At 38.0% G+C, this 13,654-nt stretch carries 11 protein-coding genes; all 11 read right to left on the reverse strand.

Features of this window, described 5'->3' with window-relative positions; genetic code table 11:
- Positions 1-88: 88 nt before the first annotated feature.
- Positions 89-874 carry a hypothetical protein gene (locus tag GKZ87_18395; protein QSI27322.1) on the reverse strand — a complete coding sequence of 262 codons (786 nt, stop codon included), beginning with the start codon at positions 872-874 and terminating at the stop codon, positions 89-91.
- Between the two features lie 21 nt (positions 875-895).
- Complete coding sequence (locus tag GKZ87_18400) at positions 896-1,636, reverse strand: SDR family oxidoreductase (protein ID QSI27323.1); 741 nt, start codon at positions 1,634-1,636, stop codon at positions 896-898.
- A 14-nt stretch (positions 1,637-1,650) separates the two neighbouring features.
- Positions 1,651-3,387, reverse strand: coding sequence for a thiamine pyrophosphate-binding protein (locus tag GKZ87_18405; protein QSI27324.1), 1,737 nt, complete (start codon positions 3,385-3,387; stop codon positions 1,651-1,653).
- Complete coding sequence (locus tag GKZ87_18410; GenBank protein QSI27325.1) at positions 3,371-3,733, reverse strand: hypothetical protein; 363 nt, start codon at positions 3,731-3,733, stop codon at positions 3,371-3,373. The genes GKZ87_18405 and GKZ87_18410 overlap by 17 nt, the downstream gene beginning before the upstream one ends.
- 17 nt (positions 3,734-3,750) lie before the next feature.
- Positions 3,751-6,198: a hypothetical protein gene (locus GKZ87_18415; GenBank protein ID QSI27326.1), complete on the reverse strand. Its 2,448-nt coding sequence runs from the start codon at positions 6,196-6,198 to the stop codon at positions 3,751-3,753.
- Between the two features lie 8 nt (positions 6,199-6,206).
- Positions 6,207-7,583 carry an adenylyltransferase/cytidyltransferase family protein gene (locus GKZ87_18420; protein ID QSI27327.1) on the reverse strand — a complete coding sequence of 459 codons (1,377 nt, stop codon included), beginning with the start codon at positions 7,581-7,583 and terminating at the stop codon, positions 6,207-6,209.
- A 419-nt stretch (positions 7,584-8,002) separates the two neighbouring features.
- Positions 8,003-9,442 carry a glycogen synthase GlgA gene (gene glgA / locus GKZ87_18425; GenBank protein QSI27328.1) on the reverse strand — a complete coding sequence of 480 codons (1,440 nt, stop codon included), beginning with the start codon at positions 9,440-9,442 and terminating at the stop codon, positions 8,003-8,005.
- Positions 9,442-10,557 (reverse strand): glucose-1-phosphate adenylyltransferase subunit GlgD, encoded by a 1,116-nt coding sequence (glgD, locus tag GKZ87_18430; protein ID QSI28012.1) that lies wholly within the window; start codon positions 10,555-10,557, stop codon positions 9,442-9,444. The genes glgA and glgD overlap by 1 nt, the downstream gene beginning before the upstream one ends.
- 1 nt (position 10,558) lies before the next feature.
- On the reverse strand, positions 10,559-11,695 hold the full coding sequence (locus GKZ87_18435) for a glucose-1-phosphate adenylyltransferase (protein ID QSI27329.1): 1,137 nt from the start codon (positions 11,693-11,695) through the stop codon (positions 10,559-10,561).
- Between the two features lie 282 nt (positions 11,696-11,977).
- On the reverse strand, positions 11,978-12,733 hold the full coding sequence (locus tag GKZ87_18440) for an ATP-binding cassette domain-containing protein (GenBank protein ID QSI27330.1): 756 nt from the start codon (positions 12,731-12,733) through the stop codon (positions 11,978-11,980).
- Positions 12,726-13,598: an ABC transporter permease gene (locus GKZ87_18445; protein QSI28013.1), complete on the reverse strand. Its 873-nt coding sequence runs from the start codon at positions 13,596-13,598 to the stop codon at positions 12,726-12,728. The genes GKZ87_18440 and GKZ87_18445 overlap by 8 nt, the downstream gene beginning before the upstream one ends.
- Positions 13,599-13,654: the final 56 nt, after the last annotated feature.

Genomic DNA, 13,654 nt, shown 5'->3' on the forward strand with positions numbered 1-13,654 from the left:
TCATTAAGCCTAAATCTCCACAACCATTTCCCATAAGGAAGAAGCTGAGACATGCTGTATTACAAAGCAGACCTTCTGCAGGACACAACTAGTTTCCAATAAAAAACCTATCATGGTCGCTGAATTCTATGCCTGATAACCTCTCTTTTAAATATACCATACGATTATCGCTATCCTCAATCAGTTCCAAATCCTTTTCTATCTTATCAAATATAGATTCCTCAGTTCTTTTCTTCTTATAAATATACCGATCATCTATGAATTCATCATATTTCTCAGCATCATGCGTTGTAAACGTATTAACAGATTTTTTTGAATGAAAAACTTTCTCTTTTAAACATTTTGCCGGATTTCCACCATATACGGTATTTGAGTGATATTCCTTTCCTGCCGCAATACCTCTGGCTGCCATAATACATCCGGATCCTAACCGGCTTCCTTTCAATACAAGGACCTCTTGTCCCAACCATACATGATCACCAATATAGATACTTTTTGATTTATTTATTCGCGTCCTTGTACTTTCATCATATATGATGTGCGGATCTGCAGTTCGTATCCAGCAGCCTATCGCGAAAAGCCCTTCATCTCCTATAATTACATGCTTTTGCTCAGATAAAATAATATGCAAAACCTTATTAATATAATTATTTTTACCAAAATATAAAACACTGTTATTGTATATTGTTACCTTAAAATAATAAATGTGCCTGTTTTCATTCAAATATACAATAGAATTATTCCCTTTAAACTCAATATAACTGTCTTTAATTGTTATATTTTTCTCGCAATATAAAATATTTCCTTTTCCCATAAACCTTATTTTTGTATTGAGAAGCTTCGGTTCTCCTATAATCTTATTATCCTCTATCATATTCTTTCCTCCACAGGTAGTTTAAAAGTAATTATAACCACCATGTATATCAAATACAGCACCGTTTAAATAACCGTTCGTTACTATATGGTAACATAAATCCGCCACTTCTTCTGGTCTTCCAAAACGATGTAATGCAATCTTCCGATTCACAACATCTCTGCTCGCTTCTGTCCTATTCTTTTGCCACTTAGTTTCTATAAATCCTGGAGCAATCGCATTTACACGAATTTGTTTATCCTCAAAAATTTTTACTAAGGACTTTGCTAAAAAAAGCACTGCGGCTTTTGAAACGCTATATACTAAAGAAGATGAATACGGTTCCTGTCCGGCATGAGATCCCATGAGGACGATACTGCCATTTACATTCATTTGATTTTTTAATGCTTTTATCAGAAATACAGGAACACTAACATTGGTTTTCATAATACGATCCCATAATTCCGGTGTATATTCTTCAAAAGGCATGTAAGAGCTAATACCGGTATTTAGAATCAGCCAATCTATACTCTTGTTTTTTTCATCCAGTTTTGCTGTTATCGTATCAATTCCGTCATATGATGACATATCTGCTTTTACAAAATCTACATGCGATTGTTCTTCTGCTGACAGCATAGAATAAAAATCACCTGCTGCTGTATCATCATGACCATAATTGATTAAAATATAGACATCCGTATTTTTCAGTTCATTTAATAATTTCATAGCAATCGCTTTTCCAATCCCAGATGTGCCGGATGTCAGTAAAATATTCTTTCCCATGATTTTCTCCTCACTTATAGCTCTTCTAGCACTTTTTGTATATCGCTTGGTAAATATGGCCTTTGATTATGCATTTCCTCCCCAAAATAAGTTTTTGGATATGCTGCAGAATCAGCATTAATGAATATTTCAAATACATGAGGCTTCTTTTGATCGGCTGAAGAAACTGCTTTTTTTAAATCCTCAATGGTATGAATTTCATCTGCATCAATCCCGTATGCATGGGCAATAGAAACAAATGATGGTGTTGTATATTCCTCTTCTGCTGATCCAAAATGGTTTCCATCAAAAAAATCATTTTGTTGCTGTCGTATTAATCCTAAAGAATGATTATTAAAAATATAAACAAAAATTGGCAACTGCTCTCGATACAACCATTGGAATTCTTGTATATTCATTTGAATTGCACCATCTCCGCATAATACAATACTTTGCTTTCCGCTGCTGTAATAACCGCCTATCGCAGCAGGCAAGGCAAAGCCCATAGCACCATGACCACCGGAAAATAACAGCCTTTGATGTTTCCTCGTTTTGTAAGATTGTGCGGCCCAGATCTGGTGCTGTCCTACATCTGAAAATACATTTCCCGCATTCTCATGCAATTCACTTATCGTTTGCATATATAAATTACCTTCTCCATAGGTTGCCTGCTTATCAAAATCCCGCATTATTTGTCTGCTTTTTTTACACACATAAAACCAATTATCCGATATGTGAAAATCAATGTTATCCAGTAACCTGTACACAAGCTTTTCATAATCCAAACAAAGAGATAATTCTTCTTTGTGTACTTTTCGTTTAATTTCCTCTTCATCCAAATCCACACGAATTATCTCTGCATTTTTCGCAAATTTTTCAGGATTTCCGCCAGTTTGCCGTCTGCACATGCTGCAGCCAAAAGAAACAATTAAATCTGCTTTTTGATTTGCCAAAAGATTTGCCTCTCTTGATCCATATGCTGCCCCAAGATAGCCAAACTCACATTCATCTCCATAAGAAACTAAATGATATGCAGGTAAGCTGGTAATAAATGGGATATTCAGTTTATGGATAAACTTCATAATTGTAATATGACCATGGCTATTCTTTTGTATCCCATTGCCAAGTAGGACCAATGGTCGCTTTGCTAATCGTATCTTCTCCAAAATCAAAAAAGCGGCCTTATGATAATCTTCCTCCTTTAATACACTCTGGGCGGGACAAAAGCCTTTCAATGTGTCAGGTTCAATAATTTCCTTTTGTATGTTCATAGGAATGTCTATTACTACAGGTCCCTTTCTACCATCTTGTGCCAGGAAAAAAGCTTTTTCCAAAATGTAACGAATATCCTCTTTTTTTCTTATTTGTTTACAGAATTTTGTATAGCTTTTAACAGCAGATATAACATTCATTTGTTGAAATCCCTGTTGCCGTAAAGTAGGTATATCTGTATATTCATTCAAATTCAATTGTCCCGTAAAAAAAACAGTCGGTGTACTGTCAAAGTAAGCATCTGCTATTCCGGACATCAAATTCATAGCACCAGGTCCACTAGTTGCGTAAGCAACACCAACTTTGCCAGTCGCTTTAGCATAACCAACAGCAGCAAAAGCAGCTCCTTGTTCATGATAACAGGTATGGTTTTTTATTTTCTTTTGTTTACATATTGCATCAACTAAATATGCAATCATAGTTCCTTGGTATCCAAATATATCACTTACTCCCTGTTTTACCAAAAAACCAGCTATATACTCGCTAATTTTCATTTTCACTTATTCCTCTTTCTATCATTGTATTCTGTAGATTTGGTGTTGTTTTTTTTACTAATTTATCAGCATAGGCATGTCTTCCTTGAAATTTGAGCATTATGATCAAGATATGAAATAATTCAGTAGTTACAGCAAATCCCATATTATGGTTAGCGAAAAACAAAGACTTGTCTTTTAATTCCTTTAAACATATCCGAAGCATTACAAAATCCTGTTCCTCATAAAGATTTCTTATATACTGCATCTTAGGTTCATAGTAATTTTGTAACTCTGCACGATAACCAGCTCTTCTCAATATAAGCCATGGCTTTCTTCTAGGCTTATTATATAATTTCTTCGCAATCATCATTTTATTTTCCTCACCTATCAATCATTTCTGTTGTAAAACAAATCAAGTCCATAAATTTTACGAATCATTGCAGTCGGACTAAACCGGGTCTTATTCAATTCTATATATACTCTTTCAAAAAATATCTGATTGAATGTCTGTGTTTCTCTCTGTAATTCTAATATACACTCCTTTGGTAATGCTTTTAGTCTCTTATACATAGCCATGGTTTTACTGTAATCTTCATAAATAGTATTCCATTCTGCAATATAACAATCATTTCGATATTCTAAATCGTGTTGTTTAACATCCTTTGTTCTATCCACGATAAAAGTGCTATACATCATTAATTCAAGTCTGAAAACCAGACACAAAATATAACGAATATAACTGCTATCTGTAATTTCATATAAATTCAAACTATTTTTAATTGACTGCTTTCGTCTGCCACTTTTGTATAAGATAAATATGCGCATTAATAATTTCCATTGCAGTTCAATTTCTGCTGTCTCAACCTCATGGTAGAGTTCAGCAAGTCTTTCCAATTCGCTTTCAAATATAACCTCACAATATAATTGACTCACTAGATGACTCCCTGATATTTTATACAGAAAGTTTTTCAATTCCTCTAGCGTTTTCTCATTATTGTCCATACGCACAATACTTCTTCTCAATTGATATATGACATTCCAGGCACTTTTTGGTGTCCCTTTTTTCAACCACTGACATTTCGCCCATAGGCTACAAATATTATCATCTTCTGGAAAAATAGTACGCAGCTTACTTATATAATGAAGACACCGTATATCTTTATTTTTGTACATATGATCAATTAGATTTATAAATTCATCATAGTTTTTACTTATAAAATCCTTAATTTCCAAAAGTACAATTCCATTCAAGGTTTTTTCATAAGCCCGCAAATAATAGGGGAAAGCCTCTCTTATATTTATCATTAAATCAGCACGATATTTTAACCATTCTCCATCCGTTTTTCTCAAGGATTTTCCTTTTTTATTCTTATAAATACGCTTTGTTAGTTTCTCACCGGTTCTGATTATATGTACAATTTCAGAAGTTTCAGTCCCTAATTTTTGTGATATTCTAATTTTTAACTTTACTGTACTTACACTTTCTATATTTTTAAGCATTAATTTATCCACAATTTCTTGTGCCTTTTTGTAATTTTTATTTGCATAAAAGGATACTGCTTGTCTCAAGTTCAGAATATATTTTTTTAAACCCTGTTCTTCTTCGCTAAGATACGTTCTGCTTTCTTTAACTTCAAGAAATCGTAAAGCTTTGGAAGTATCCCCTACGGCTATAAGTAGATAGATTCCAACAAGAAAATAGTAATCCTGAATATGAATATATATTGGATATCGAAAACGGTTGATTCCATTAAAATCCTCTCTACCTATAATACTTCGCTTATTTTGATTCTGAAAATATTTGTCATATATATTGCTCAGTGATCCATAATCCTTTCTTTGATATGCCTTATGAATCTTCTGATCATAACTTTTAAAATGTTTCTTATATTTACTTGAGAGCTTAATCTCCTGTCGTTTAGCAGCTATATCTCTAAAAAGCCACCATGGCCGCATGCATAAAAATAATAGAATCTTTCTGTTTTGAAACTGCTTATATGTTTTATCGACTGAATAATATTGATATGCTTCTTTTTTAATCATTGTATATGGAGTATCAAAACAATATACAGCATTATGTGTTGAACGCTCAGTGTGAGGCGGAGTAAACATCCAATTATCTCCATAATGCCAAGTTAAATAATCAGCAGCTCTTTGCGGAAGCATAACAGTGGTGTCTTCGAACTGATAAATCGCTCCTTGTCCGTATATATCCTTATCTGAAATTAAAGGTACCCCTGCCCATCTGAGTGCATATTTACTGCATTCTGCTTCTTTATATGAAAACATCTTTTGCTCCAATTCTTTCAAAACCTTATCCTTACCATGTCTTCTGATTTTTAATCTATATCTGAAGTAGTCAAAAAAATTCATCCGCCATCGAAAGCTATATATGCTCGCTGGATTGATTAAATCAGCATATAATTCCAATGTTTTTATGTATTTTCTTTGTTCCTTTGGATCATCAGGGATTGGGTCTAATATAAGTATATCAATAACAAAACCAGCTGGATCTTCATGTACGATCTGATTTGTATGAATAGCCGTTGTCGTTGTATCAATATAACGCGCAAAGTTATTATGATACTCTCTATATAGCTCCTGTGCCATCATGCAGCGATTATCTGGTAATTGTGTCTTACAAACTTCTAAAAATTTATGATAATTATCTCTTGTCATTAGAATATCAGCATCATCATCCCAAGGAATATAGCCTCTATGACGGATTGCCCCTATTGCGCTTCCTCCTGCCAAATAATATATAATATTGTTTTTTCGACATAGTGTATCTATCTCTTTGATTAGTTTCAGTAAATGTCTTTGTGTATTTGTCATAATTTCTTTTACCCCATTGTTAATTCATTCATCTTTATCATTTCCAATATTTTTAAGATCGCCTTTGATTCTTCATCTGATATTTCCTGAATGGATGTTACCTCCATGCGAATCATTTGTAATAATGATCGAATTATGTATCGAAATCCATTACCTTCAAAGTTGAAACTATAACGTTTAAATTTATTTTCTCCATTTTTCTTTAATTTAAAATAACCTAATTCCCACCATTTATCGGGAATAAAAATCATACCGTCTGTCCCTAAGATTATCATGCCATCTTCAATACTTACATTCACTCCAATTTCTATAAATGAAACCGCATTTTTATAATGTAAATGAAGTGTACAGTACTGAACATCTCCCTGTACATTTCTGACTAGCTTAAAATCTGTCTTTTCAATATGGATATCCATTAGTTTTATCATAATGCTCAAGGAGTAAAAGATGATATCTAATAAAGGCTTGTCTTCATCTTGTCCGAAACTGCTTTTTGATGAAGAACATTTTATTCCTAACACCTCTCCTATTATATTTCCTTTAATCATCCACGAAAGCTGATCAAAAGACTGCAGGTATATCATCGAAATATTAGATAATAAATATAGCCCTTTTGCTTTTGAAAAAGCAGAAAGTCGTTGAACTTCACTATAATCCAATGAGAGTGGTGCCTCGTAAATCACATGCTTACCTTTATGTATTGCTTCCTCAACCAATTGCCTCCGATGTTTTAACGCACTTTTACAATATACAATGTCTACACTGTCCAAAAATCGGTCATAATCTGTGTATCCTTTATCTAATTCATATTTTCTTGCAAATTCCTTAGCAATACCTTCTTTTTGAGAAAAAGCGCTCTCAACATGTATTCCACTTACATTCTTTGGCTCTAAAACTGCACCGTTATCATACAAATTATCTGTAATAATGCCAAATTTGAACATTGTAAGTTTCTGCTCACGTATCTCGGTACTTGAAATATCTTTTGTCCTTTCTAGATATTTTACTTCACAATATTTGCTTAAATGATCAAACTTACCTTTCCAATCAGATCCTATGACAAGTACATCAATGTTATATTTCAATATATCGGATATTTTTTGTCCCACATATTCTTCAACAATGATTTGATCTGCAAAGCCTGTATTTTTGACATTTTCAATGCGTTTGCTTAAACTATCCTGAACAGATAATTTCCCTCTTTCTGTATCATAATTTTCGCCAGTTACACCTACGATTAAATAATCTCCATATGCTTTTGCTCTTTTTAAAATACTGTAATGTCCGTAATGGAATAAATCAAACGTGCCATAAGTTATCACTTTTTTCATTTCATAATCACTCTCCAGTTTTCTCTTAGCTAACTCATCACTCTCAAAGATCATTTAGGATGAAGTTTATGTGTCAAATAATAATTATTCTATAACTGTAAAGCATATATTTCCTAAGAAAGAAATCAATCTTCACTGTATTTGCAATTCTTTATGCCGATTCGCATATTCTTTAATCTTCCATTATCTCAAAAGCTATGATATTATATACAACTCCACTTCTTAAGTATGACATAAATAATACATATTTACAATGCTTTTTATTAATGATTATGTTCACAGCAACATAAAATTTCTTATATTTACTATAATTTATTGATGAATTTCAATATCATTTTAGTCTAATGGATACTTACGCATATGAAAATCCTATGTCTATTCATAAACGAAAAGCGGAAGATTGCAAAAAAAGTATATTCTGTAAAACTAATACAAAAAGACATACAACAGTTTGCCGTATGCCTTTTGTTTATCTATGGATGAAGCTGACCATATAACTGACAATAGGTTTCCGCACTCTTTGCCCAGCTGACATCTGTATTCATCGCATTGCGGACAAGAATCTTCCAGTCCTCCTTGCGGTTATAGTAGACATCAATGGCATTGTACATTACCTGAACCATCTCATCAGAGTTATAGTTGGCAAAGCTAAAGCCGTTTCCGGTTTTTTCAAATTCGTTATAAGGTGTTACCGTATCCTTCAATCCACCTGTTTCACGTACCAGCGGTAACGTACCGTAGCGCATGGAAATCAGCTGCGAGATACCGCATGGCTCAAACAGAGACGGCATCAGGAATAAATCGCTTGCGCCGTAAATACGGTGTGCAAGAGAATCATTATATCCTTTATAGAATGCAATCTTCCCCTTGTTTCCTGCTTCCAGCTGTCCCATCTTTTCCTCAATGCTCGCTTCTCCACTTCCCAATACCGCAAGCTGAATCGGCATGGCACAGATTTCAGACAGCTTCTCCATCATCAGATAGAAGCCCTTCTGCCAGGTCAGACGGGATACAACACCAATCAGAAGAACATTCTGGTCAACATTCAGACCAAGCTCCTTCTGCAGCGCTTCCTTATTCAATGCTTTCGCTTTCTTTACATTTACCTTGTTATAGTGATATGGAATTTCCGGGTCTGTCTTTGGATCCCAGTATTCGATATCAATACCGTTTGTAATTCCCCATAAATCATATTTACGGATATTCAGTACCATTTCTAGGTGTTCCCCGTACTGTGGCGTCAGAATTTCCTGAGAATATGTAGGGGAAACGGTTGTCACTTTATCCGCATACAGAATACCGGATTTCATGAAGCTGATTCCACCGTCATAGCGTACATTACCGTTGTCATAGATTCGGTAATCCAGTCCCAGACAGCTGTCCAGCATTTCCACACCGAAGTTGCCCTGATAAGCCAGATTGTGAATCGTATAAACAAAGCGGATATTGCGATAGCGTTCATCAAAGCTGTGACCTTCCTTGCACATAGCCGGAATCATACCGGTGTGCCAGTCATGACAATGCATGATTTCCGGGAAGTAATTCAGCTGATTGCACATTTCAATAACAGCCTTCTGAAAATAAGCGAAGCGCTCGCCATCATCGATATGACCATACATTTCATTACGCTCAAAGTATCCCTTGTGCTCCACAAAGTAGAATTTTACATCCTTGCGCATCGTAGACCAGATATTTACCGGTACCTCGTGATAGGCAATACTTACGGAAAACTGTGCTTCCAGCGTAAATTCATGATGAAATTTCTGCGCAATTTTCAGGTACAGCGGCATGATAACACGTACCTCATGACCCTTTTTTACCAGCTCTTGCGGCAGTGAGCCGATTACGTCTGCCAGTCCTCCGCTTTTAATAAAGGGAAGACCCTCGGCAGCAACCATCAATATTCTTGCCATTAAATTTTATCATTCCTTTTCACGTACAGCGGATTGTCAACAAGTCCCAGCAGTTCTTTTTTACGAACGATTCTTGCTTTCTTATCCACTACTACATTTTCAATATGCACATCCTCACCGATCATGGCACCCGGAAGAATGACACAGTTTTTCACAACTGCCCCCTTCTTGATCATGGCACCACGGCCGATTACACTGTTCTCAATATCACCCTCTACCAGACATCCGTTGGAAACCATACTGTTTTTCACACTGACGCCGGTGTAATACTGGGTAGGACAGGAATCGTTGGTTCTTGTATAAACAGGCCAGTCTGTATGGAACAGATCCATCGCCTTGTCGTAATCCAGTAAATCCATGTTTGCATTGTAGTAGCTCTTAAAATCATTGATGCATGCCACAAAGCCACGGTGTGCAACACCACGGATATCCAGCTCTGCGCACTCATCATTTACTATATCGCGGAACCAGTACAGAGAGGAGATATTCGCCGCCTTCTTCACCAGATCCATGAACAGCTCCTTGCTCAGAATATAGGTTTCCAGAGAAATCGTTCTGGACTTGGAGTTTCCGCGGTTCTTTTCCAGAGAAAGTACACCCTTCTGCTTGTTCAGATTCACGACGTCGCAGTTCACAAAGGATTCCTTTGCGTTATCCACATTCTGATACAGCATGGTAATATCCGCACCGCTTTCAATGTGTGCATCCAGCAGAGCACTGAAATCCTGACGGAACACAAAGTGACTCGGTGTTAACACAACATATGGATAATTGGCATCCTCAATAGCCTGCATGTTGTACATATAGGAGTTGATATCATTGCTGTAGAAATCATTTTCATCCATGCTCTTTGCCGGCAGGATGTGCAGCTTTCCACGCTTGGAGTTAATGTTGTAATGACGTCCGGTTCCCAGATGCTCCAGAAGAGATCTCGGATTTGTTTTCACAAATACCTTAATATGGTTTACACCGGAATTACTCAGATTTGAAATTGGAAAGTCGACCAGACGATATCTTCCTAAGAAAGAGAAGGCGGATACCGGGCGATAATCCTGCATACCTTTGACCTGTACATTAGGCCCTTCATAATTTACAATACCGATTGCATTGCACATATTACTCACCCCTCACTCTCTTGCTGATCAGTTCGATTTCCTCACTGCTTGGATCACCAACGACAGCACCGGCATCAATTTTGACGCCCTGCATGACGATGGCGCGATGAATGACGGCACCCTCGCCGACCTCCACATCCGGCAACAGAACAGAATCGTTGACCTTCGCATTTTGTGAAACCTTTACGTTCGTGAACAGGACTGAGTTGTTAATTTCACCATTGATGACACATCCCTGGTTGATATACGCATTATCCACCTTTCCGGTTGGCCCGATATAGTGTGGAACGGTAGCTACATCCTCTGTATAGATTTTCCAGTTAGGATCATTCAAATCCAGCTCATTGTTTTTGCTCAGCAGATCCATGTTCGCTTCCCACAGGGAATCCACGGTTCCTACATCCTTCCAATAGCCCTTGAATTTCCATGCATACAGACGTTTGTTTTCCGCCAGCATCGCAGGAATAATATCCTTACCAAAGTCGTGGTTACTGTTTGGATCATCCATATCTGCCACCAGCATTTTTCTCAGCTGTTTCCAGTTAAAGATATAAATACCCATGGAAGCCAGATTGCTTTTAGGATGCTCCGGCTTTTCTTCAAACTCCACGATACGGTCAGTTTCATCCGTATTCATAATACCGAAACGGCTTGCTTCCTTCATCGGTACCGGCAATACGGCAATCGTCGCATCTGCATCGCATGCCTTGTGGTGAGAAAGCATCTTGGAGTAATCCATCTTGTAGATATGATCTCCTGACAGAATCAAAACGTATTCCGGATTGTGACTGTCAATGAAATCGATATTTTGTGAGATTGCATCTGCAGTTCCGCGGTATACGTCAAATGCTGCTCCGTCTTTCTCACGAGGCGGCAGTACGTATACACCACTGTCTTTTGCATCCAGTCCCCAGCGCTGTCCAGCTGCTGCATAGGAATTCAGCAATACACTCTCATACTGTGTCAAAACGCCAACCACGTTAATGTTGGAATTGGCACAGTTGCTCAGCGGGAAGTCGATAATTCGATATTTCCCTCCGTAATACACTGCAGGTTTTGCAATCTTTTTGGTCAAGGCATACAGTCGTGTTCCTCGGCCTCCGGCTAGTATCATAGCCAGCATGTTGTTTTGTCTCATGTAAATCCCCCCTTAGGAATTTTTCTATATATTAAGTATAATGATTTTCAACATAAATTTCCACCCTTTTTGTAAGAAAAATGAACTTTATGTATGCGTTTTCAGCTTTTAGGGCATAAATATCACCAAAAGCAAAAACACGCGGAAAAGTCAAGTCAAAATTTCATTGATTTTTGAAAAGTTTTCATGAAATTTATGCTCAATCTTATACTCGCATGTTCATTATATTATCGTATATGGCAGTTTATTCCAAGAAAAACAATCTGCCAAATATTGTCATATTCAGACAAAGTCGTACATGTTGAGAAGGTCATCGACCGTTGTGTTTTTCCGTTCTTCCCCTTCCAGCGTCTTAACGATTTTTCCATCATTTAAAATAATCGTCTTGTTGCCGTATTCCAGTGCCTGCTTCATGTTGTGTGTAATCATGAGCGTTGTGATATGATTTTCTGTAACGATTTTCTCCGTGATGTCCATAACGGATGCTGCCGTCTTTGGATCAAGTGCCGCGGTGTGCTCATCCAGCAGCAGCAGCTTCGGCGTCACGATTGTCGACATGAGAAGTGTCAATGCCTGCCGCTGTCCTCCGCTTAACAGTCCCACCGTAGTCGTAATACGTTCCTCCAGTCCCAGTCCGAGCTCCTTCAGCTTTTCTATAAAGAAAGCTCTGTCTCCCTTTTTAATCGCACGGCTTAACGTCGTCCGCTTACCGCGGCTGTAGGCCAGTCCCAGATTTTCCTCAATGGTCATATGCGGAGCCGTACCCTTTAGCGGATCCTGAAACAGACGGCCGATTTCTCTTGCCCGTTTATATTCCGGATACATGGTAATGTCCCTGCCATCCAGCAGAATCGTTCCCGCATCACTGCGTATGGTTCCGCTGATGACATTTAACAGCGTACTCTTTCCGGCACCGTTTGTCCCCAGCACACTGATAAAATCACCGTCATTGACATGAAAGGACAAATGATCCAGTGCCTTGCGTTCATTGACCGTATTGGGATGAAAGGTCACGCAGATATCCTTTAAATCAAGCATGCGATCCCCTCCTTCTCTTTTTCAAATGCGGCAGTGATATCGCCAGTGCTACAAGTGCCGCCGAGAACAGGTTTAAATCACTTGCCCCGATTCCCAGCTGCAAGGCCACCGTCAGAATAAACCGGTAGACGATTGCCCCGACAACAACAGCCGCAAACTGAAAGCCGAGTGTTTTTCTGCGGACAAATGCTTCTCCGACAATGATGCTTGCCAGACCAACCACCATCATGCCGATACCTCCGCTCACATCCGCAAAGCCCTGATTTTGTGCAAACACGGCACCACCCAGTGCTACCAGCGCATTCGCAAGGGAGATCCCCATCACCTTCATCAGATCGGAATTGATACTACTTGCGCGCACCATCGCTTCATTATCTCCAGTTGCACGCAGACTCATCCCCAGCTGTGTTTTCAAAAACAGATACAGCAGGATAATCAAAAGGATGAGGATGCCTGCAATCACTGCACCGAAGGCATTGTCCCCCAGCACACTCTGCAAGGGAGTAAAAATCGTTTCCTTACCAAACAGCGATACATTCGGCATACCGCCCAGTATTTTCAGATTGACAGAATACAGCGCTGTCATTGTCAAAATTCCCGCCAGCAGTGACTGTACCTTGCACTTGGTCTGCAGCAGTCCGGTTACCATACCCGCAAGACCGCCTGCCAGAAACGCCATCAGCGTACCGAGAAACGGATGTGCATTCATTGCGAATACAGCAGAAACCGCACATCCTGTCGTAAAGCTCCCGTCAATCGTCAGATCGGGAATATTCAGGATGCGAAAGGAGATAAACACCCCCAGTGACATGATGGAAAATATCATGCCCAATATTACTGCATCCTGTATGGTTGACAATGCCATAGCCTTCATCCTCTCCTATTCTATCCATATTCTTTTAAATCCTTATATCATTGTTT

It is taken from the genome of Erysipelotrichaceae bacterium 66202529 (assembly GCA_017161075.1).
In the GTDB taxonomy this organism is placed as follows: domain Bacteria; phylum Bacillota_I; class Bacilli_A; order Erysipelotrichales; family Erysipelotrichaceae; genus Clostridium_AQ.

Bases quoted from the DNA above. Each gene is read 5' to 3' on its own strand.
- GKZ87_18395 (QSI27322.1), bottom strand. From the start codon at position 874: ATGATAGAGGATAATAAGATTATAGGAGAACCGAAGCTTCTCAATACA.
- GKZ87_18400 (QSI27323.1), bottom strand. From the start codon at position 1,636: ATGGGAAAGAATATTTTACTGACATCCGGCACATCTGGGATTGGAAAA.
- GKZ87_18410 (QSI27325.1), bottom strand. From the start codon at position 3,733: ATGATGATTGCGAAGAAATTATATAATAAGCCTAGAAGAAAGCCATGG.
- GKZ87_18415 (QSI27326.1), bottom strand. From the start codon at position 6,198: ATGACAAATACACAAAGACATTTACTGAAACTAATCAAAGAGATAGAT.
- GKZ87_18420 (QSI27327.1), bottom strand. From the start codon at position 7,583: ATGATCTTTGAGAGTGATGAGTTAGCTAAGAGAAAACTGGAGAGTGAT.
- glgA (QSI27328.1), bottom strand. From the start codon at position 9,442: ATGGCAAGAATATTGATGGTTGCTGCCGAGGGTCTTCCCTTTATTAAA.
- glgD (QSI28012.1), bottom strand. From the start codon at position 10,557: ATGTGCAATGCAATCGGTATTGTAAATTATGAAGGGCCTAATGTACAG.
- GKZ87_18435 (QSI27329.1), bottom strand. From the start codon at position 11,695: ATGAGACAAAACAACATGCTGGCTATGATACTAGCCGGAGGCCGAGGA.
- GKZ87_18440 (QSI27330.1), bottom strand. From the start codon at position 12,733: ATGCTTGATTTAAAGGATATCTGCGTGACCTTTCATCCCAATACGGTC.
- GKZ87_18445 (QSI28013.1), bottom strand. From the start codon at position 13,598: ATGGCATTGTCAACCATACAGGATGCAGTAATATTGGGCATGATATTT.